This window comes from Streptomyces sp. MZ04 (assembly GCF_004684775.1).
Classification (GTDB): Bacteria; Actinomycetota; Actinomycetes; order Streptomycetales; family Streptomycetaceae; genus Streptomyces.
In genome coordinates this window covers 38,857-59,540 of record NZ_SRIC01000002.1, presented here as the reverse complement: position 1 = coordinate 59,540, position 20,684 = coordinate 38,857, and the positions used below count along the sequence as shown (strand labels likewise).

Sequence of the window (20,684 nt, the reverse complement as noted above, 5' to 3'; positions counted from 1 at the left end):
GGGGGTACAAGGGACCGGGGTGGGAACCACCCAAGGATCCGCCCAGCGGCCCGCCCGAGAACAGCGGAGGCGGCCGCGGAGGACGGTCGCGTTGGAGCCTGCCGGGCGTGGCTGCGGTGATCGCGGTCGCGATCTGGACCATCCTCGCCTACCAGTGGACTGAGCAAAATGACTGCGGGGTACCGGAGTCGTACGGCCTGGTCCTCTCCCATGGCACTCCGGACCCGTGGGAGAGGTGCGGAGACTAGCGGACCGCGCAGGCTCTCCCCCGATAGGCAGCGGCCTGCATCCCGCGCGCCGAGCCGCGTCGCAACCTCGAGCCGGCCTTCTCGCCCTCGTCGCAGGCCAGCCTCGGCAACGCAACCAGGGGGTGAGCGCGGCGGCGGTGGCGCACGAGACCGTACGGGAGGCCGTCACCGTGGCCCGAACTGGCACGATCCCAGGATGACTTCGTCGATGTCCGAGTCCTGAACCCGCATCGAGACGTGGCCTGCCCGTCACACGCCCAGCACATTCGCGACCCTTACCCCTAGATCGAGGTCCGCAACGCGGCGGACGAGCCCTACGACCTGGACCACTTGGACGACCTGGATGTAGAGGCCGTGGAGGAGTTGGGCTTCCTCCAGCCCGAGGTGGATGCCGTGGTGCGGGCCGGCTCGATCGTCGGCTGGTCCTTCGCGATCCAGGCCTCCACCTCGTACGTATCCGCGCGCGTGCCGCTACCCGCAGCAGACCTGCCGACCAGGCGACAAGCCCAAGGCCAGGGAAAGCCAAAGCTGGCTATGGGACGCCCGGAGTCTCCAGTCTTCTTCGCTGGGACGAGCAGTACGGCCAGGGGGTGTTTTGAGAATCCCGCACAGTACCCACGGGTGTTAACGGCCGCCCGCCCAACCACGGCCCGGGACCGGCCGACACCGACCGTGCACCCCTTGTCGCTCGCCGAAGCCGACCGTCACGAGTTCTGCGTTTGACGACAGCCCGGCATGGGGCTGCACTGGATTCATGGATGCTGCGGCGACTCCGTCCTAGGGAGAGCAGCGATGACAACCATGGAGAGTTTCAGCCTTCTGCAGCCGTACAAGATCGCCGAGGAGACGTTCGTCATCCCGTGGGCCCTCGAGGCCCCGCCGGTCGGCCACTTCCCGATGAACTCGATGGTGATCCGGGGAACCGAACCGGTCCTCGTGGACACCGGGGCGCCCGCAGTGCGCTCCCAGTGGCTGGAGGCAGCCTGGTCCATCGTGGATCCCCTGGACGTACGGTGGATCTTCCTCACCCACGACGACCGCGACCACGCCGGCAACCTCCTGGCGGTCCTCGCGGAATGCCCGAACGCGACCCTGCTGACGACATGGTTCTCCATCGGCCGCATGGCCGAGGAGTGGGAGACTCCCATCAACCGGTGCCGCTTCATGACCGACGGCGACACGATCGACGCGGGCGATCGCACCCTGGTCGCCAAGCGACCACCCCTGTACGACAACCCCACAACCCGCGCCCTCTTCGACCCGAAGGCCAACGTCCTGTGGGCCGTAGACACCTTCGCCACGAACGTGCCGACCCCTGTGCCCGAAATGGCGGCGCTGTCGCCAGACGAATTCCGCGACGGCCAGTTCTTCGGCGGAAGACTGGTCTCCCCCTGGGTCGCCCTGCTGGACGCCCAAAAGTTCGGGACGGTCGTCACCGACTTCCAACACCTGAACGCCGAGGTCATCGCCGGCTGCCACTGCCCGGTCCTCCGCGGAGCGCAGATCCCCGAGGCCTACGACCTCCTCCGCCAGCTCCCCGGAATCCCACCGTGGGCAGAATTCACCCAGACCGACCTGGACCAGTGGATGGCGGTTGCCGAGAGCTCGGTTCCGCCGGAGCAGCCGCGGCCGTCGGGGACGTGAGCGGCGCTGCCGCGCGGCGTTGGGATCTGCTGCACTCCGGCGCCTACGTCCAGAAACCTGCCACTCGGCTAGGCCGTGCTGAGAACCAGTGTCCGTGTCTCACCTCGTGCCGTGATGATCTCGGTGTGGGGCGAGGGGATCTTTCAGATGACCAGTGGGCGGTGTTGGGGCCGTTGTTGCCGGTCGCGGTATTGGGCAGGCCGTGGGTATGTCGGCGACGGTTGACCGACGGGATCCGCCGGCGTGTGAGAACCGGTGCTCCGTGGCGGCATCTGCCCGCGGAGTACGGTCCGTTGCAGACGGTCTACGGGCTCTTCCGCCGATGGCAGCGCGACGGAACGTGGGCATGGGTGCTGACCGGGCTGCAGGCTCGGGCGGACGCGGCCGGGCTGATCACCTGGGAGTCGACGTCGACTCCACGATCTGCCGGGCTCATCAGCACGCGGCCGGTCCCCGGCATGACGGGCAGGCCAGCCCAGAAGAAGCCACCAGGCGGCAGCCAGGCCGACCCCGATGACCACGGCCTGGGCAGGTCCCGCGGGGGCTGGACCACGAAGGTTCACCTGGCCTGCGAACAAGGGCAGAAGCCGTTATCGATGCCCGGCCGGAGCACGGCCACCCTTGCCGCGAGGAATCCCGGGAGGAACCCCCGGCCCGCCCGGTACCGGCAGAGTCCGCCCGCCGCCCCATCCCGCAAGGGCGTACTGACACGGCACGCGGAGCACCCGAAAGCGGCTCTTCGCACTTGAGGGTGCAGTCGGGGGCGTTGGCGGGTAGGCGTCGAGGTCTACCATCCGAAAGACCTCGGCATGCTCCACACCATCTTCGCCGCGCCCTGCCGCGCCCTGCCGCGCCCTGTCCGACCACGTTCTGCCGTCTCGATGAACTCGGCCTGGAAGCCGTCGGGCAACGCCTTGAGCCGGATCAGGCGGTGATCGAGTGCCGGCCACCCAGCCGCGTTCACCGATTAGCGGCCAGCACTGCCGCGAGGCCCTCTTGTAGATCTTTGACGAAATACTCGGGAACCTCCAGCGACGGGAAATGTCCCCCGGTTTCGGCCGACCTCCATCGCACGATCTGTCGGTACCGCTCCTGTGCCCAGGGGCGCGGACACTTCTCGATGTCGCGGGGATACATAGTGATTGCTGACGGGACGTCGACCCGAAGTTCGGGGTCCAGCGAGTTGTGGCTTTCGTAGTAAATGCGGGCCGCCGATGCGCCGGTCCGCGTCAGCCAATACAGGGTGACGTCGTCAAGAACCCTGTCTCTGGAAATCGTCTCGAACGGGCTGTCTTCGGTGTCTGACCACTCGGCGAACTTGTCCAGGATCCAGGCAAGAAGCCCGACCGGTGAGTCGACGAGCGAGTAGCCGATGGTCTGCGGTCGGGTCGCCTGCTGCTTCGCGTACGCCGCGCGGTGGCGCCAGAAATCGCGGGTTTCCTCGGTCCATTTGCGCTCGACCGCCGTCAGCCCGTCCGTTGTCAGGCCGGGCGGTGCCTGCGCGAGCACTGTGTGGATGCCGAGCACATGCTCCGGGAACCTGCCGGCGAGGATTGTGGTGATCACGCCTCCCCAGTCGCCGCCGTGGGCTACGAACTTGCCGTAGCCGAGCCTTCCCATCAGTTCCACCCATGCGGCCGCGATCTTTTCGGTTCCCCACCCGGTGGTGGCCGGCTTGTCGCTGTAACCAAAGCCTGGCAGCGACGGGACCACGACGTGGAACGCCGGCGCGTCTGCATCTTTCGGATCTGCCAACTCGTCTACTACATCGATAAACTCGGCAATGCTGCCTGGCCAGCCGTGCGTCAGGATCAGAGGAGTGGCATCTGCGCGCGCGGACCGGCGGTGCAGGAAGTGGATTCCCAGATCGTCAATGGTCGTACGGAACTGGCCGATCCGGTTAAGGCGCTCTTCGAACGACCGCCAGTTGTACCCGGTGCGCCAGTAGTTCACGACATCGACGAGGTCGGCGAGAGGAACGCCCTGTTCCCATCGGTGAGGGTCGGGTGCGGCGCGATGGACCGTCTCAGCCTCCGGCAGCCGAGCGGCGGCCAGTCGCGCGCGCAGATCGTCGAGGTCAGCGTCAGTTGCGTGGGCTTCAAATGCTTGCACGTCGCTGGTTGGACGGGGCATGAGACCTCCTGGCCATCGCGGAACCGGCTGCGACCTATCGCGAACCGGCTAAGACGGTTCTACCAAGCCTTCACGCCGGCGTGCAACCAGCTAAGGTGGTTCCATGCGTACTGGGTTCCCTGACTTCCGCCTCGGCAACGTGCTGGCGACCAGCTTCACGGGGACGCTGTCGGAGCGTCATGGCGACGCTGTGGAGCGCATTCCCACGCCGCACCGACTTGTCGACTGGCTGGCAGTGAACGGCCTCGCCGTGGACTCCTGCACCACCGCCCAGCTCGAACTCGCCCGGGAACTGAGGGAGTCGATTCACGCCGCCGCGACAGCGGCCGCGATCCAGGACGCTCTCCCCGCGTCTGCTGTCCAAGTCATCAATGACTGCAGCGCTCAGGGTCGGGCCGCGGCGATCCTGACGCCCGAGGGCAAGCGGCGATGGCGGCTCAGCTCGGCTTCCTGCGTGGAAGATGCCCTCAGCGTGATCGCCGCCGACGCGATCAGCATCATCGCGGGCGAACGAGACGGAAAATTGGCCTTGTGCGCATCACCAACCTGCCAAGCCGCCTTCTTCGACACCAGCCAAAGTCGCACCCGCAAATGGTGCGACATGAACACGTGCGGGAATCGCCAGAAGAAGGCGCGCTTCATTGCCAACCAGCGCAAAAACCCCAGATCAGCGGAGTGATCGTTACCTCGATCGAAGGTCCACCCTGGAGCTGGACAGCCTGATACTGGGTCCGATGGTCCCGGAGGAAGCAGTTCCAGGTAGTGAGTAAGAAGAGCAACACGAGCAAGCGGTACACGGCCGAGTTCAAGCGGGATGCGGTCGAGTTGGTCCGTTCCTCCGGGCGGACGGTGACGGAGGTCGCCCGGGAGCTCGGGGTCAGCGCCGAGGGCCTGCGCGGCTGGGTCAAGCAGGTCAGGATCGACCAGGGCGAGGGCCCGGCCGGCGCGTTGACGACGGCCGAGCGGGAGGAACTGGTCCGGCTGCGCCGCAAGGTCCGCGAGCAGGAGCAGGCGATCGAGGTCCTGGGAAAAGCGACCGCCTTCTTCGCTCAGCACAAGACGAAGTAGCCGCGCGCTACGCGTTCATCGACGCGGAGAAGGCATCCGAGACCAACCCCGGCGGATACAGCGTGGCCCTGCTGTGCCGGGCGGTGGGCGTGCCCCGCTCGGCGTACTACGCCCATCTCGCCGCCCGCCCGGCCGCCGAGGCCCGGCAGCGTGAGGACGAGACGGTCGTCACCGAGATCCGGGAGATCCACAAGAAGTCGCGCCGCGCCTACGGCGCCCCCAGGATCACCGCCGCGCTGCGCCGCAAGGGGCGGCGGATCAACCGGAGGAAGGTCGAGCGGCTCATGCGCGAGCACGACATCCGCGGCATCACCCGCCGCAAGCGCCGCAGTCTCACGAAGGCCGACACCAAGGCCGCGCCCTCCCCGGACCTGGTCGGCCGCGACTTCACCGCGCAAGCGCCTGGCGAGAAGCTGGTCTCGGACATCACTTACCTGCCGACGCCGGCCGGCTGGTGGCATCTGGCCACGGTCATCGATCTGGCGACGCGCGAGATCATCGGATACGCCATGGCCGACCACCACCGCGCCGAGCTCGTCGTCGACGCACTGCGCATGGCCTCCGGGCGCGGTGCCCTGAAGGAGGGCTGCATAGCGCACTCCGACCGGGGCAGTGAGTACACCTCGGGCGAATACCGCGCAGTGATACGGGAGTTGAACCTGAGGCAGAGCATGGGACGAACCGGGTCATGTTGCGATAACGCCGCAGCCGAAAGCTTTTTCGGGCTGCTGAAAGCGGAGATCGGCACCACGGTCTGGGAGTCCCACGAACAGGCCCGCGCCGACGTCTTCCACTTCATCGAGGCCGAGTACAACCGCACCCGCCTGCGCAAGCACGTCGAGTACGGCTACGTCACCCCACTCGAAACCAGAGCCCTGGTGACCCAAGACCTCACCCCCGCAGCGTAACCACCCACCGTCCAAGATCAGGGTGGAACTTCACTGGAGGGCATGAAATCCGCGCAGTCGCAACCCTCCGGAAGTCATGAATTCCTCCAACTCGCAAATCCACCAGAGGGCACAAAATTATTCAGTCCGCAAATCCGTCAGAGGGCATATAGTCCGTGCAGCCGCAACAGTATTGACGAGAAATACTAAGCTTGACGGCGTCGTAGAGATTGCTTATGGTCCAGTCGTTCAGGTTCCCGCCGATCGATATCCGAAGGTGTTCATGACCGCGCCTCCAACGTTGCCGAAGTTCAGGCAGCAGTTGATTCTTGCCGTTCTTATGTTGTGTTCGCTGCTGATTTGGCTGGACAATACCGTCCTGAGTGCCACGCTGGAGACCCTTGCAGACCCGACCCGTGGACTGGGGGCCAATCCCGGTCAGCTGCAATGGGCGACCGGTTCGTACACTCTGGCCTTCGCCACGTTGATGTTCTCTGCAGGCGCATTGGGCGATCGGTTCGGTCACCGGACTGTGTTTTCCAGTGGGTTGGTGATTTTCGCCGGGTCTTCGCTATGGGCGGCGTACGCAAGCGATGCGGGCCAGCTGATTACAGCTCGAGCCGCGATGGGGGTGGGCAGCGCGCTGATCACGCCCGCCATGATGGCCATCCTTATGTGGACCTTTACTGGCCCCGCTCGGGCTGCCGCGATCGGCATTTTCTCGACGTCGGCCGGTGTCGGAATGGCTGCCGGCCCGGTGCTGGCGGGGTTCCTGCTCGACCATTTCTGGTGGGGCTCGGTCTTTCTGATCAATGTCCCGGTCGCGGTATTGGCGTTGGTCGGGCTCGCCGTGCTGGTTCCAAATTTCCGCAGCCCCACTCTGCGACCACTGGACCCCGCTGGAATGTTGCTGTCGATCAGTGGGCTCGTGGCGTTGGCCTACGGGCTGATCCGGGCGGGGCAGGTGGAGGTGTGGAGTCGTACCGACGTCTGGGCGCCGATCGTTGCCGGTCTAATTCTGCTGGCCGTTTTCGTACTCGTCGAACTGCGTGTCAAAGTGCCCAGCTTTGATCCGCGACTGTTCGCGCAACGCACATTCGGTGGCGGCAATGTGGCGCTCGGATTGCTGCTCTTCGGTGTGGCCGCCATCACCTTCTATAACGCGTTCTATCTGCAAGGCGCGCTCGGATTTTCGCCGATGAAGGCGGGTTTGGCCAATATCCCGACCGCATTCGGCGCGCTCGCGGGGGCGCCCCTTGCCTCGCGCCTGGTTCGCCGCCTGTCGCTACGGCTTGTCACCGTGCCGGCACTAACCGTGGCTGCGCTGACCATGGGCGGGTACGGGTTCCTCGGGCTGCAAACTCCACTCGTCTGGATCGAGATCCTGTTGTTGATACAGGGTCTCTCGATCGGCATGGTGATCGGCCCCGTTACGGCCGCATTGATCAGCGACCTTCCGTTGGAACAGGCCGGTGCAGGATCTGCCGTCACCAACACCGTGCGACAAACCGGCAGTGTGATCGGAATCGCAGTAGGTGGCACGATCATGTCGATCGAGTACCGACGTGCGATCGAACCTTCGCTGGAGGGTGCACCCGGTCCGGTGCAGGATCAAGCGCGAGTTTCCGCCGAACAGGCCCGCCACGTCGCCACCGGTATCCACCGGCCCACTCTTGCTCAGGCTGCCGACAATGCGTTTATCCATGCTATGCACGTCGGCGCGGGCTGGATCGCGGTCACCGCACTCCTCGGAGCAGCTGTGCTGCTGATTACCTTGCCTGCTCTCGGAAAGAAGAAGCGTCCGATACCGGAGCCGGACTACGAAGAGGCCCGCAGCTCCGTCTGAGAGTGTGATGGCAGAACCCTGGCTCAGGCAGCCGACTCTATCGGTGCCGCCCCCGGCTACCGCCCCGACACTGGCTCCAACTCCCGTGGCCAGGTTCCAACTACCGTGTCCCGGCTCAATTCAGGAAGTGGTGGATCGTACTCAGATCGGCCAACTATCGCGCTCACTGGCCAGCAATTAGCCAGCCGGATTTACTTCTACATAGTTCACGTGCTCGTTCGCTTCAACCGTAGACACCATGTTCACGGGCATGTGTGCGCTGAACCCCCTCAGGACCGTGTCGTATTCGTGGGTGACTTGACCGCCATACGAATCGACCTGTTCCTTAGCTGCTTTGATGGCCAAGTAGAGACCGAGCCCTCTAACGATCTCCCGGCCGCCCCCGTTGCGGCTACTGCCTTGACTCGATTGGAGTAGGCGGAATCGTTCGTTCCTGCAGAGAAACACGGCCGGATGCCGTGAGCCCATGCCAACCGGAGCTGCCCCCATGCAAGGAGCAAAATCCCTTGGCGCCTGCAACAGAGTGGACCATGGTGGTGCGATGAGCACTGAAGTGGAACCGGTCGAGCATGAGGACCGGTAGCTCTTGAACCTCCGAGGCCTGAGTGTTGCCAGGATCAGCATCGACTTTCGGCTGTCGCTCGTCCTCGACGCAGGGTGGGGGTCGTCTCGGCGGTCGCGTTCAAGTCAGGCTCTCTGCGGATGACGTTCGACAGCGGCACGCATTTGACGTGCTCGGCCGACACATCGTTCGAAGCCTGGCAGATCACAGGACCACGAGGATGGCGCTTCGTCTCGTCGCCCGGCGGAGACCTCGCTGTCTGGTCCCGCTCTGGAACGTGAGAATCCGCAGACCCGGACCGCGAAGCACCGAGCATCTGCCACCTGCGCTGCGACAGGGCAGGTACCCCCCTCCCCGGCCCGGCGGCGCCATCTCCAGCGCTCGCCCGGGCCAACTCGGTCGCACCGTCGACGTTCGTCTGCACGTCTGCACGTCTGCCGGTCGAGAGATGCCGGGTGTGTAATGGAGGGGAAGGGGCGTTTCGGGCGGAGAGCAGAGACATGAAGGGCCGCGCGCGGAAACCTCGGCCGTCGAAGGCCGAGAAGACCGCACTGCTGAAGACACCCCGATGGGGCGCGCAAGCACCCGCCCACATCGACTTCCCCGGTTACGGCAAGCGGATCGATGCCGATCAGCGGGAAGCCGAGCTGACGCGGTTCGTCGGATACATGGTGGCCCGGGGCTGGAATGAGGTTCACCGCATGCCCGGGGCCGTGCTGCTCGCCCAGACCCACCTCGCCAACGGTGAGGTGGCCATCGGGATGGTCGCCGCCGGTGCCGCGGTCGGTGGGGTCGGTGTCGCCGGAGCGCTGGCGGGGATCGGCATGATCATCCTCGGTGTTCTCCTGACCGCCACGATCATCGGTGCCGTCTTCGGCATCCCTCTGGTCCTTGCAGGGCTGGCCGTCTTCACCGGCGGTGCCGCCACAGCGACCGCCGGCGGTGCGGTCGGTGCCGGCGGGATGGCGCTGGGTCGAGGCGGCGCCGCCTCCCGCGACCAGACTCCACGCCTGCAGGCGTGGACCGACGAGACCGGGCGGATCTACACCCAGGGCGCCTAGGGTGTCGCCGTACCCGCGGAGGCGCCCTGCCAGGTGTTCGTCGCCAGGGGGGCGTACGCCGCTCGCTCTGTACCGCCATCCTGCTCAAGGTGCCATGACCAGCGATCTCGAACGATTCATCCACATCTATCTGTGTGAGGAGCAGGCCTCTGACGTCAGGGGCTGGCTGCGCCCGACACTGCACGCCTTCCGCAAGGAGTACGTCGACGGTGTCCGCGACGGCTTCGAGCGCGTGCTGCGCACGCGAGACCTCTCCGTCGCCGACTACGAACGGCTCACCGACATCGCCTTCACTGACGAGGGCGCCTTGTACGAGTACCTGCACCGGATGTACGAGTTCCTCTTCAAGGACGGGCACCAGCAGCCGGACCCGCCCGAACGACACGGCTAGGCACCGCGCCGCTTCGCCGTTGTCTCCTTCCCGGCGGCCCTCTCTCTCAACTCCGCTTTGGGCCGCGGACGATGGGCCGTGCGGCGGCGCTCAGCGCGTGAAGGGGCGACAGGGCGATCAGCGAAGTCGGGCAGGTATGTGCCGACAGGCGCATGGTCGTACGCGAGTTGGTCGGCGGGCCGGGTCAGGCCGGGGCGGGCAGCTGGATCGAGGCGAGTTTGGCCGGGTCGACGACGATGTGGATGCCGGTGATCCGGCGTTCGGTGACGGTGAAGGCGATGACGGAGAGAGGGCTTCCGTCGGGGCGCCAGGACATGTGGCCGGGGATGCCGTTGACCAGCACGGGTCGTTGGCGGGCGACTTCGCCGGAGAACATGCGGGCGCCTGCGGCGACCTTGGTGGCGCCGAGGGTGACGACCATGCCGTCGGGGGTGTCGACGGTCAGCTTCACGTTCGGGTCGAGGACACGCAGGAGCGCTTCGAAGTCTCCGCTGAGGGCGGCGACGCCGAATGCCTGAACGACCTCTCGGTGGGAGCGGCCGTGTCCCGCCGGCCGGTCCGTGGCTTGGACCTTGCGGCGGGCACGGCTGGCGACCATCTTGGTGGCGTCGGCGGATTTGCCCAGGATCTGGCCTATTTCGCGGAACGGGACCGCGAACATGTCGTGCAGGACGAACGCCAGGCGCTCGCTCGGGGTGAGCGAGTCGAGCACGACGAGCAGGGCGAGGCCGACCGAATCGGCCAGCGCCGCCTGCTCGTCCGGCGCGGGCTCGTCGTCGGGCATCACCACGAGGTTCGCGAACTCTTGCTCGTAGGCGGTCTCGGGGTGGGCTCGTCGGGATCTCAGGAGGTCCAGGCTGATTCGGCCGACCACGGTGGTCAGCCAACCCGCCAGGTTGCTGATGGTCGCTTCGTCCTGGCGGACGAGGCGCAACCAGGCTTCCTGGACCACGTCTTCGGCGTCGGCGTGCGAGCCCAGCACGCGGTACGCGACGGCGCGCAGCCGGTCGCGCTGGGCTTCGAACGCCTCGGTCACGAGACCGGGCGGGTGGGCGGTCACGGCTTTCGCGGCTGACGGAGCGAGACTCGGTTGCCGTCCGGGTCCACCGCCTCGATGCGGAGCCCGAACGGATAGTCCTCGGGTTCGGGCTCTTCAAAGGTGACGCCGCGCCGGCGCATGTTCTCGAAGTCCTTTCGCAGATCGTCGGATTCGAGGATCAGCGGACCGGGCCCGGCAGGCCGGTCCACGTCGGCCGGCTGTTCCGCGGCCGCCGCCTGCGACCAGAGGATGATCTGCACGGGGCTGTCGGGAACGCCGACGGTGAGGAAACGTCCGTCGGGCCCCGGGTAGTCGATCCGCTTCTCCAGGCCGAGCCCCTCGGTGTAGAACTCCAGCGCGCGGTCCTGATCGGTGACGTAGATCGTCGCGTACATGATGTTGGTCAGCATCCGGTTCTCGATTCCACTCGTTGGTGCGACAACGGTTCGTATCCGGTCGTCACACCTATGACGGATGCCGACGGGAGAAGGTAACAAGACCGGTCCGCCCGAGCGGTTACCGGACGCATGCGGTGGGGCTCGGCAGCGCATGTCCAGGCCTCGCCCGCACCGACTACAGCCTGTATGAGGCCCCCCAGAACTCGGCTATGTTCCGACGCGCCGCGAGGTCGACGGGCCAGGCCGCCCGGCGTCTGACGCCTGATCCAGGCGGTGCGAGGCCCCGTACCGCCTGCCCAGCTCGCCGCCCGCGTGCTACCGGGTGACCATGGAGACGAGACCGGCCCTGGGGCCAGGCACTGGAGGCTCTCGTGGCGCGCACCCACACGACCGACGTACTGATCGCGGGCGCGGGCCCCGTCGGGCTGAGCGCGGCCGACGAGCTCCGCCGCCACGGGGTGCGCTGTCGCCTCGTCGATCGATTGCCCGCACGCCTTCCCTACGCCAAGGCGGTCGGTATCCAGCCGCGCACCCTGGAGATCTGGGACCGGATGGGTCTGGCCCGCGCCGTCATGGAAAGCGCCGTCCCGATGCGTGGCCAGCTGATCTACGTCAACGGCCGGGAACGGGCGCGGACAGAGCTTGAGCTGCCGCCCGAGGTGCCTACGGATTCGCCGCGCTGCCGCAGTAGGAGACCGAGCGCCTGCTCGAGGAGTACGTCGCCGGCCTCGGCACGGTCATCGAGCGCGGGACGGAGTTGCTGTCGTTCGCTCAGGACCGGGACGGGGTCACCGCCCGGTTGCGCACCGCTTCCGGCGTCGAAGAGGAGTTGCGCGCCGGCTATCTGATCGGTTGCGACGGAGCGCACAGCACCGTCCGGCGGGGCCTGGGCCTGACGTTCGAGGGCGCGGCCTTCCCGACGAGTACATGCTGGGCGACGTCGAGGCCGACTGGGATCTGCCGCACGGGTACGGCATCCGGTCCAGTCACCGGGCCGACGACGGCTCCACCGATGACCTGCTGGTCTGTATCCCGTTGCCCGGAACGGGTCGCTACCGCATGTCGGCGCTGGTCCTGCCCGAACTCTCCACCAAGACGACGGACTGGGGTCCGCACAGGATGACGGCATCGCGCACGGCCTGGAGGGCAGCCGCGCCCCGGAGCTGTCCCACCTCCAGGCGGTCGTCGACCGCCTCGCGCCCCGTCCCGCCCGGCTCTCCGGGATGCGCTGGTCATCCGTCTTCCGCATCAGCCACCGCATCGTCGACCGCTATGCCGACGGGCGCGTCTTCGTCGCGGGCGACGCTGCCCACATCCATCCGCCCACCGGCGCCCAGGGCATGAACACCGGCATCCAGGACGCCTGCAACCTGGCCTGGAAGCTGGCGCTCGTGGTCCGGGGGGGGAGGCCGGGCCCGCACTGCTCACCAGCTATGACGCCGAGCGTCGACCGGTCGGCGTCAGGAGGTCGTCGGCCGGACCGTGCGGCACGCCACCCACGGCATCGAGACCGACCCCGACGACCCGCGGACGGTGATGCTCCGCGAGGCCCAGCTGCTCGTCGGCCATCGGGGCGGCCCGCTGGCCCGCGCCCCGTACGGACCGCCCGACGCGCCCCAGCCCGGCGACCGGGGCCCGGACTGCGCCGGGCTGACCGGGCCGTTGGCCACCTACCCGTTGCGCCTGCTCGACATCCTGCGTGGCCGCACCGGGAACGTGGTGCTCCTGTACGCGGCCGACATCGCCGACGTCGCCGAGGCGGCCGGAGCCGCGGCGGACGGCGGTGGCCGTCGCGGCCCTGAGCACCCCGTCCCCGGGGCGGACCTGCAGACGGTCGCCGTCCTCGCCCGCGAAGCCGCACCGCACGTCGCCGACACCCTGGCCGTTCCCGGATACCGCGACGCCGCCGGGGAGTTCGCCCGGCTCTACCGGCCGGACGGCCCGACCGGCTTCGTCGTCCGCCCCGACGGGCAGCTCGGCGCCCGCTTCCCCCTCGCGGACACCGCGGCAGCCCTGGCCGACTACCTCATGGCTGTCTCCGTGCCGGGTGAACACCTCCACGGATGATCGAAGGGCTCGGTCCCAGGACCTGCTGCGTCGGTCAGGGCCTCGCTGCCTTGTCGAGGCTGCCGACGTGGCAGACGGAGCCGTCGGAGGCATCACGTAGTGCCCGGTGAAGGGGCTCGGCGACATCCCGCGACCGATACTGCCGCGGGCCGGTGCCGGCTGCGGCTCAGCGTGCCCCGTTCGCAGTCCGGACGTCCGACGGACGTCATTCGGCGGCGTCGCAGCCAGGAGCGCCATGAGCAGGCGGGATCCGTAGGGGACCTGGACCACGGACGCGTGCTCCGTCCCGGCAGTCTGAACGTGCGTACCTTGTTGCGGGGAGCTCCAATAGCCATATGACCAGGGCACCCCGGGCGGCGCGCAGTAAGCTGCTGCAGCAGCTCGCCCGGCGGCAGCGGCGGCGACCACCTTCCCGCGCGCGTATGAAAACGTGGAAAACGCTGGAGCGAACTGTCGCCCTGCTGGCGGCGCTGAGCGCCATCGCAGTTGTCGGCTTCACCTGGAAATCGATCAAGCAAGTCAACAGCGAACAAGCCATTACCCGAGAGGGACAGATCACCGATCGATACATGGCCGCCGTTGAGCTTCTCGGCAACAAGGACTCCGAGGATGTGCGACTCGGCGGCATCTACGGTCTCCAACGTGTCATGCAGGATTCCCCACGCGACCAGCCCACCGTGATCAACGTAATCTCCGCCTTCATCCGCGCCCACGGAAAGAAACCGGAAACCGGTACTGGCCAGAAAAGCGTGACCAGTGACATTGCTGAGGCAACTGCTGTCCTCAAGTCCCGGGACAGCCGCAATGACGGCGCCGTGCACATCGACCTGCATGACGCGGACGTGCATGGTGTCACCCTGGACCATGCGGACCTGAACCATAGCGACCTGAGCCGTGCGGACCTTAGCTGGGCAGACCTGCGCTTCACCAATCTGAGCCACGCGAAACTGTCCAAGGCGAATCTGAGCAATGCGGCCATGCTCTTCGCGAACCTGAGCGACGCGGAGCTTCCCTTCGCGAACATGTCCAACGCTTCTCTGGTCAGGGCGAACCTGACCGAAGCAAACCTGAACTTCACGAACCTCAGCACCGCAGACCTGAGCTGGGCGAACTTGAGCTGGGCGGACGTAAGCTGGGCGAACCTGAGCAACGCGAACCTGAGCAACGCGGATCTGAGCCACGCGACCATGATGCGCACCGACCTGCGCCACTCGGACCTGACCAACGCAGCGCTGCCCAACACGCTCTTGCTCTATGTGGAACTGGCCTGCGCGAAACTTGATGGAGCGAACCTGCAGGGCGCTGCGGTGAGGCTTGACCAAGTTTTGTCGGCTGAGATTGATGAGGCCACGAAACTGCCCCAACAGCTGGCGAATGATCCTCAGGTGAAGAAGAAGGCCTACTCAGGTGCCAGGCCCCGAGAGTGCGAGGGCTGACCCGCTCAGAGCCCACGCCACCACCACCGACCAGTGGTGGGCTGCCTCCCGCAGCGAAGCCTTCGCCGCCGTCACCCAGCTTCGCCGCACAGCCTGGAAACCCGAACCGGCCCCATGCGCGCACCTCTTCCCCACCGCTCCCCTGCCTCTCCCCTGCGTGTTCGACGAGCGGGACGTCGTCATCGCCGAGCGCACGTGCCCGGGGCGACGCGCCCTGGTCAACCGCGAGGGCGGCTTGGACGTTCACCCCGCCGGGCCGGGCATGTACGGTGCCGACGCCTCGGGGTGAGCGTCCGTCCCGGTCGGCCGGTGAGCGGCTCGGGGTGGGCGGGCCGCGGCGAAGGCAATGGCGAGTTGGTCCAGGAGCGGTGCTGTGGAGGGGTGGAGGTCGCGGCGCGGGGTGATCGTGTAGATGCCGCGGGTCGGGGGATCGACGAGGGGCACGGTGCTGACGTCGGCCCGTAGCGCGCAGCTCAGCACCCCGGGGATGAGCGCGATGGCGTGGCCGGATGCGACCAGGGCCAGCTTGCCGAGGAGATCGGCCGCGGCGAGGTCGATGCGGGCGCTGACGCCCGCGCGAGCCGCATGCCGGCGCAGGAGCGCCGCCGAGCCGTCGTTGTCCTCCACCCAGGTCTGTTCGGCCAGGGCCTGGATGTGTACGGGGTTCCGCCCGGCCTGTGGATGTCCGGCGGGCAGGACGACGACCATGTCGTCCACTCCGAGGAGCCGTCGCTCGATCCGCGGATCGTCGGGGAGTCCTGGCGGTGCGTCGGTGACGACGGCGAGGTCGAGATCGCCGTCGACCACGCGGGGGTGCAGTTGTGCGCTCAGGCCCGGCAGCAGGCTCCAGTTGAGCGGGCCCACGCGCTCCAGCAGTCCCCGGACGGCCTCGGGAACGATCCCTGCGGCCAGTGAGGGTGTCGCGCCGACGACCAGCGGTTTGGTGGAGGTTCCGTCGCCGGCGTCCCGGGCGGCGCGTACAGCGCGGTCGGCCTCGTTGAGCGTGGCCTGGGCATGGCGCCGGAACACCTCGCCGGCCGGCGTCGGACGCACACCGCGTGCATGGCGCTCCATCAGATCCACGCCGAGCTGCCGCTCGAGCCCGGCGATCTGCCGGGAGACGGCCGACTGCGTGTGGTGGAGTTCGGCAGCCGCCGCCGACAGCGACCCGAGTCGGCACACGGTCACGAAGGTCCGCCACACAGTCAGCTCCATGGCGCCAGTATGCCCGGCAGGTATGCGAGTTCCGCAGGGCAGCTGTGCACGATCTGCGCTTGTCGCGGGTGCCGCGGGACGCCACGCTGGCACGCATGATCACACCTCGCACGGTCGCCGTCCTTGGCCTGGGGCGCATGGGCTACGCCCTCGCGGCACGACTCGCCGACCAGGGCTGGGACGTCGTCGGCTGGACACGTTCCGGACGCTCCTCGACCGCTTTCAGGACGACCGCCGATCCGAACGAGGCGGTGGCACAGGCCGACCTCGTACTCCTGGCGCTGTTCGACGGTCCGGCCTGCGAGCAGGTCCTCGACGACGTCCGTGACTCGCTGCGTGCGGACACGATCGTGCTGAACACCAGCACCGTCTCCCCCGCCGAAGCATCGCGGCTGGCCCTGCGGTTCGGCCCGTCCTACGTTCACGCACCCGTACTCGGCTCTGTCCCGGCGGCCGTTGGCGGCGCTCTGAACATCCTTGCCGCTGCCGGCCAGGACACCCTCGACCGGGCCCGACCGGTTCTGGACGCTCTGGGCACCGTGCGGTGCGTCGACGACGCAGCCACCTCCGCCGCGCTCAAGCTGATCGTCAACAGCAGCCTCGCCGGCTCCGTCCTCGCGCTGCGCGAGGCGCTTCAGCAGGCAGACGCCCTGGGCCTGCCCCGTTCCCACGTGCTCGACGTCCTCGAACTCGGCCAGCTCGGCGGGCTCGTGGCCCGCAAGCGCCCCTTCCTCGCCGACCGGTCGGCCGTTGTCTCCGTCCCGGCCACCTTCACCATCGGAGCCTTGGCCAAGGACATGACACTCCTTGCCGGCGCGTCGAACACCCCCTTGCGCAGCGCTGCCCAGCTGGCCGACCCCCCTGCCGACCCCGACGCCGACATCGCCGTCGCCGCCACGGTTCCCGCGCCGGAGGATGCCGTACTCCAACCACTCCACGCCTACATCCGTGGACATGCCACCGGCGACCCCACCCACTTTCGCGACGCGTTCCTGCCCACCGCCCGCATCGAGGGAATCCGCGACGGCGTCTTCGTCTCATGGCCCCTGGACGAGTACTGCGCCCTTTTCCCCGGCCACCCGGCCCCGGACGAACCGGCCCGCTCCCGCCGCATCGACACCGTCGACGTCCACGGCACCGTCGCGACCGCGACGATGACGCTCCTGCACGGCACGGACGCCTTCACCGACATCTTCCTGCTGGTCCGCCGCACGGACGGCACCTGGCGTATCACCAACAAGGCGTACCACCGGCACTCTTGAGGAACCGCGCCGCCGTCCGCGTCGAAGGAGGGAGTACCCGTGGTCAACGGTGAGCCTTCTGTTGATCTCGGACACGCGCCCCGGCGGTACGTCTCTGTGGTGAGGGTCGGCGGGCGCGGCGCAATGGACAGAGGCCCACAACGCCGCTCCCAGCCTGCGCTCGTACAGCGTTCCGCCGGGGTGTGGGCGGTTCAGGAGAAGATGACCGACCTGAGCTTCAGGCGCTCGGATGCGCCTCCGGTGAAGGGCCTGAGAGAGAACCAGTCTCCGGTGCAGTCCGCGTTGGTGAAGACGACCGCGGTGGAGTCGGTCCGGTTCTTCGGGGAGTGGGCGGGCGGTTGGGCGTATTCCACCGCGGCCTCGGGGAGCGTGATGCATTCCTCGCTGGCCGGGTCGTGCAAGGTGACCTTCCCTTCGTCACCGCCGGCGGTGACATACGTGTACCGGAATTCGCCCTCTGCCGCGGACGCGGAGCCGGGGACGGTGAGGAGCAAGGTGGCGGCCCCGATGAGGGCGGCGAGCACGCGCTTGGTGTTCTTCATACACGGCCAACGATCTTGTGCGGTTCCGGTCACCGCCGGCGGGCCCTGGAACAGGGTCGTCGGCGGTGACCGGCACGGCTGAAGTTCGCGTCGCCGAACGCTCCGAGTTCGGCCGCGCCGACGCCCCATGCCTCATCGGTCCCCGGAACCGGGGCGATCTCGGCCGGCCGGAACGCCTGTCTCCTGTCGACCTCGGTGGCCTTCCCGGTGATCCCGGTGACGTAGGGCGGCCGTGCGATGTGGCTCACGCCCGTTGCCGACTGCGGCTATTGCCCGGTGGGACTCACCGCTCGTTCCCGGCCTGTGACGACCGATCAGCGCCGGTGCGCACATGCGCACGTACCCCTTGCAGACCGAACAGGATGAGCAGCTCTACCGCGCCGGCGTCGGCGCTGCCCAGCCAGTGCGGCAGGGACGTGTCGAACTCGGCTGCCTCACCGGGCGGCAATGTCAGGTCGCGCTCGCCGAGCACGAGGCGCAGGCGGCCGTTGAGGACGTAGAGCCATTCGAAGCCCTCGTGGGTCTGCGGGGTCGGTTCGAGTGGTCTCGGCTGGGCGGGGATGAGCATTTTGAACGCGTGCACTCCGCCCGGTCGCCGGGACAGGGGTACGAAGGTCATGCCGAACCGTTTGATCGGCTTGAGGTGGATCCGGGGGTCGCCGGTCCGCGGGGCGCCGACGAGGTCGTCCAGCGGAACGTCGTAGATACGGGCCAACGGCAGCAGCAATTCGAGGCTCGGCCGGCGCTGCCCGCTCTCGAGCCGGGACAGGGTGCTCTCCGAGACGCCGGTCGTCGCCGCGAGGCCTGCCAGGGTGATGCCGCGGTCACGACGCAGCGCACGCAGCTGCGGGCCCACCGCATCGAGCACGTCGTCGTCCGTCGGGTGCTCCATCAGGCCACCTTGCCATAACCGCAAGATTCCGTGCCAAGTCGTGAGGTGGCTGGCAAGACTGACCGCACACCGACACAGCCGACACAGCCGATACAGCCGATACAGCCGATACAAGGAGTCTCTATGGCCACCACCGATGCGGTCGCGTTCTGGGATGGCGTATATGCGGCCCGACCGGCAGCCAGCGGCCCGCAGCCCAATGCTCGCCTCACCGAGACGGTGACGAGCCTGCCGCCCGGTGACGCGTTGGACCTCGGATGCGGCGACGGCGGCGACGCACTGTGGCTCGCCCGCCAGGGATGGCACGTCACCGCCGCCGATATCTCGGCCGTGGCGGTCGAGCGGCTCGCCGCCCTCGTCCGCTCACATGGCCTGGGCGACCGTGTCATCGCCGTACGGCACGACTTGCACAAGGTTTTCCCGTCGGGCGGATTCGACCTGATCTGCGCCCACTACCTGCACACCCCCTTTGACCTGGACCGGGCAAGCGTCCTGCGCTCGGCCGCGCAGGCACTGCGCGCGGGCGGGCGACTGCTGGTTGTCGATCATGGCTCGGCCGCGCCGTGGTCGTGGGACCAGAATCCCGACATTCACTGTCCGAGCCCGTGGGAAGTCGCCGTAGACATCGATCTGGACCCGGCCACATGGACGGTCGAGCGGGCCGACACACCCCACCGGATCGCGACTGGCCCGGGCGGGCGCACCGCCGAGGTCACCGACCACGTCCTCCTCATCCGCCGCACCGCCTGACCGGGCGGCCGTCCCCTCCCGGAAGGCAAGGAGACCCCTGTGCCCAGCACCACGCGCCGCAACCGCCGCCGCGACACCCCGCCGCCCCCGACCGGAAACAGCGAGAGCGAGGTCCTGCGCGGATTCCTCGACTACCTCCGGACCTCGATCGCCGCGAAGGTCGACGGGGCTCCCGAACCGCAGGTGCGCACAGCCGCGGTGCCGACGGGCACGAACCTGCTCGGGCTTCTCAACCATCTGACGTTCGTCGAGCGCTCGATGTTCCTCGGGGACGACGTCACCAACTGGAAGGTGACCTTCCAGGCCGCGCCGGCGGACAGCGTGGCCGATGTCGTGGCCCGCTACCGAGACGCGGTCGAGCGCGCGAACGAAGTGCTCGACCGGTGCACCGATCTCGGCGCACCGGTCCCTCGACCACAGCCGAACCGTTCCGCTCCCAGCATCCGCTGGGCACTCACCCACATGATCGAGGAGACCGGCCGGCACGCGGGCCACGCGGACATCCTCCGCGAACTGATCGACGGCTCGACCGGCCGCTGATCCCCTCCATGACCAGCACCCGCGGACCGGAATCCATGCCGCCCCGCTCACCCCGTAGGAGCCCTCCACCATGCACAGTTACCGCGTCGCGGTGACCACCGGCGCCTCTCCCGAAGCCGTCTGGAAGCTGCTGGTCGACGCCGCGAGTTGGCCGCTGTGGTCCAAGGTGGACCGTCTGGACGCGACACGGTCGGTCGGCCTCGACCCCGGTGGTGACGACGGCGTCGGTGCCGCCCGGGCTTTCCGGAGCTGACGTCAACATCCAGCTCAGGCACGGTCATCCAGTGGTCTGGCGAGTACGAGACGAGTTGGCTGCTGCGCTGGGTCATGCCGCGCTATCTCCAGAAGTTCATGCAGGACATGGCGGAAGGGCTGGCCCGCTACGCCGAGGAAGCAACGCCGGCTCACTGAGGGCCTACGCCAAGACGATCCGTGCCTGTCTGAACGGTGAGCGGACCGCCGGCCAGCGGCGTCAGGCGTCTGACGCGTTCGGGCACCCAGTGTGCGCGGGTGTCTTTCCGGGCCAATGGCGCCTTCCGTGTCCCTCCGTGTCCCTCGGTGTCCCTCGGCGTCTCGCTCAGCACGGCGTCCCAGCACGTCGCAGCGGGGGCGTCCCTCAAAGGTGTCAGGGGACATCTTCTCGTCGCGGTGGGACGGCGCCTGGCGACAGTCTGTTCATCGACCGGCGGCCCAGCGGGACCCG

General features: G+C 67.8%; 21 protein-coding genes and 1 pseudogene. 15 read left to right on the top strand and 7 right to left on the bottom strand.

Annotated features, from left to right (window positions below; all coding sequences use genetic code 11):
• Positions 1–107 precede the first annotated feature (107 nt).
• The 3 genes from E2651_RS43600 (at position 108) to E2651_RS44960 (ending at position 2,641) form a co-directional block, all read left to right on the top strand.
• Positions 108–248 (top strand): hypothetical protein, encoded by a 141-nt coding sequence (locus E2651_RS43600; RefSeq protein ID WP_167828642.1) that lies wholly within the window; start codon positions 108–110, stop codon positions 246–248.
• A gap of 792 nt (positions 249–1,040) precedes the next feature.
• Complete coding sequence (locus E2651_RS00945) at positions 1,041–1,892, top strand: MBL fold metallo-hydrolase (protein WP_245238474.1); 852 nt, start codon at positions 1,041–1,043, stop codon at positions 1,890–1,892.
• On the top strand, positions 1,799–2,641 hold the full coding sequence (locus E2651_RS44960) for a transposase (protein WP_245238473.1): 843 nt from the start codon (positions 1,799–1,801) through the stop codon (positions 2,639–2,641). The genes E2651_RS00945 and E2651_RS44960 overlap by 94 nt, the downstream gene beginning before the upstream one ends.
• Before the next feature lie 211 nt (positions 2,642–2,852).
• On the opposite strand, the gene E2651_RS00935 is transcribed toward E2651_RS44960, so the two are convergent.
• A complete protein-coding gene (locus E2651_RS00935; protein WP_135329009.1) occupies positions 2,853–4,025 on the bottom strand; it encodes an epoxide hydrolase family protein in 1,173 nt (390 codons plus the stop codon).
• A 103-nt stretch (positions 4,026–4,128) separates the two neighbouring features.
• Here E2651_RS00935 and E2651_RS00930 point away from each other — a divergent pair, with 103 nt between their 5' ends.
• From E2651_RS00930 to E2651_RS00905, 6 genes are all read left to right on the top strand, one after another.
• The gene (locus E2651_RS00930; protein ID WP_135329008.1) at positions 4,129–4,704 is read left to right on the top strand and encodes a CGNR zinc finger domain-containing protein; all 576 of its coding nucleotides are present in this window, start codon (positions 4,129–4,131) and stop codon (positions 4,702–4,704) included.
• An 83-nt stretch (positions 4,705–4,787) separates the two neighbouring features.
• Positions 4,788–5,093: a transposase gene (locus tag E2651_RS00925; protein WP_135329007.1), complete on the top strand. Its 306-nt coding sequence runs from the start codon at positions 4,788–4,790 to the stop codon at positions 5,091–5,093.
• 17 nt (positions 5,094–5,110) lie between these two features.
• Entirely contained in the window at positions 5,111–6,001 is an 891-nt protein-coding gene (locus tag E2651_RS00920; protein WP_245238484.1) for an IS3 family transposase, read from the top strand.
• 262 nt (positions 6,002–6,263) lie between these two features.
• Complete coding sequence (locus E2651_RS00915) at positions 6,264–7,826, top strand: MFS transporter (RefSeq protein ID WP_135329005.1); 1,563 nt, start codon at positions 6,264–6,266, stop codon at positions 7,824–7,826.
• A gap of 1,062 nt (positions 7,827–8,888) precedes the next feature.
• Positions 8,889–9,449, top strand: coding sequence for a hypothetical protein (locus tag E2651_RS00910; RefSeq protein WP_135329004.1), 561 nt, complete (start codon positions 8,889–8,891; stop codon positions 9,447–9,449).
• Between the two features lie 94 nt (positions 9,450–9,543).
• Positions 9,544–9,840 carry a hypothetical protein gene (locus E2651_RS00905; RefSeq protein WP_135329003.1) on the top strand — a complete coding sequence of 99 codons (297 nt, stop codon included), beginning with the start codon at positions 9,544–9,546 and terminating at the stop codon, positions 9,838–9,840.
• Between the two features lie 184 nt (positions 9,841–10,024).
• Here E2651_RS00905 and E2651_RS00900 read toward each other — a convergent pair whose 3' ends face one another.
• Together E2651_RS00900 and E2651_RS00895 are read right to left on the bottom strand one after the other, a co-directional pair.
• Positions 10,025–10,900 carry a sigma-70 family RNA polymerase sigma factor gene (locus tag E2651_RS00900; RefSeq protein WP_135329002.1) on the bottom strand — a complete coding sequence of 292 codons (876 nt, stop codon included), beginning with the start codon at positions 10,898–10,900 and terminating at the stop codon, positions 10,025–10,027.
• The gene (locus E2651_RS00895; RefSeq protein WP_135329001.1) at positions 10,897–11,289 is read right to left on the bottom strand and encodes a VOC family protein; all 393 of its coding nucleotides are present in this window, start codon (positions 11,287–11,289) and stop codon (positions 10,897–10,899) included. The genes E2651_RS00900 and E2651_RS00895 overlap by 4 nt, the downstream gene beginning before the upstream one ends.
• Before the next feature lie 359 nt (positions 11,290–11,648).
• Here E2651_RS00895 and E2651_RS44545 point away from each other — a divergent pair.
• Positions 11,649–13,344, top strand: a pseudogene (locus E2651_RS44545) (FAD-dependent monooxygenase).
• A gap of 335 nt (positions 13,345–13,679) precedes the next feature.
• A complete protein-coding gene (locus tag E2651_RS00885; RefSeq protein ID WP_135329000.1) occupies positions 13,680–14,780 on the top strand; it encodes a pentapeptide repeat-containing protein in 1,101 nt (366 codons plus the stop codon).
• Between the two features lie 243 nt (positions 14,781–15,023).
• Here the strand turns inward: E2651_RS00885 and E2651_RS00880 are convergent, their stop codons facing one another.
• Positions 15,024–15,995, bottom strand: a complete 972-nt coding sequence (locus E2651_RS00880; protein ID WP_135328999.1) for a LysR family transcriptional regulator — start codon at positions 15,993–15,995, stop codon at positions 15,024–15,026.
• A 95-nt stretch (positions 15,996–16,090) separates the two neighbouring features.
• On the opposite strand from E2651_RS00880, the gene E2651_RS00875 reads away from it, so the two are divergent.
• Positions 16,091–17,257: a nuclear transport factor 2 family protein gene (locus E2651_RS00875; RefSeq protein ID WP_135328998.1), complete on the top strand. Its 1,167-nt coding sequence runs from the start codon at positions 16,091–16,093 to the stop codon at positions 17,255–17,257.
• Between the two features lie 191 nt (positions 17,258–17,448).
• Here E2651_RS00875 and E2651_RS00870 read toward each other — a convergent pair whose 3' ends face one another.
• From E2651_RS00870 to E2651_RS00860, 3 genes are read right to left on the bottom strand one after another with little or no spacing between them, the layout of a single operon-like run.
• Positions 17,449–17,799 (bottom strand): hypothetical protein, encoded by a 351-nt coding sequence (locus tag E2651_RS00870; protein WP_135328997.1) that lies wholly within the window; start codon positions 17,797–17,799, stop codon positions 17,449–17,451.
• A gap of 29 nt (positions 17,800–17,828) precedes the next feature.
• A complete protein-coding gene (locus E2651_RS00865) occupies positions 17,829–18,047 on the bottom strand; it encodes a hypothetical protein (protein WP_135328996.1) in 219 nt (72 codons plus the stop codon).
• A 35-nt stretch (positions 18,048–18,082) separates the two neighbouring features.
• Positions 18,083–18,691, bottom strand: coding sequence for an XRE family transcriptional regulator (locus E2651_RS00860; RefSeq protein WP_135328995.1), 609 nt, complete (start codon positions 18,689–18,691; stop codon positions 18,083–18,085).
• Between the two features lie 123 nt (positions 18,692–18,814).
• On the opposite strand from E2651_RS00860, the gene E2651_RS00855 reads away from it, so the two are divergent.
• The 3 genes from E2651_RS00855 to E2651_RS44955 all read left to right on the top strand — a co-directional run bounded on the left by E2651_RS00855 (position 18,815) and on the right by E2651_RS44955 (position 20,234).
• Positions 18,815–19,441, top strand: a complete 627-nt coding sequence (locus E2651_RS00855; protein WP_135328994.1) for a class I SAM-dependent methyltransferase — start codon at positions 18,815–18,817, stop codon at positions 19,439–19,441.
• A gap of 39 nt (positions 19,442–19,480) precedes the next feature.
• Complete coding sequence (locus tag E2651_RS00850) at positions 19,481–19,981, top strand: DinB family protein (RefSeq protein ID WP_135328993.1); 501 nt, start codon at positions 19,481–19,483, stop codon at positions 19,979–19,981.
• A 70-nt stretch (positions 19,982–20,051) separates the two neighbouring features.
• The gene (locus E2651_RS44955; protein ID WP_245238472.1) at positions 20,052–20,234 is read left to right on the top strand and encodes a hypothetical protein; all 183 of its coding nucleotides are present in this window, start codon (positions 20,052–20,054) and stop codon (positions 20,232–20,234) included.
• The last annotated feature ends 450 nt before the right edge of the window (positions 20,235–20,684 follow it).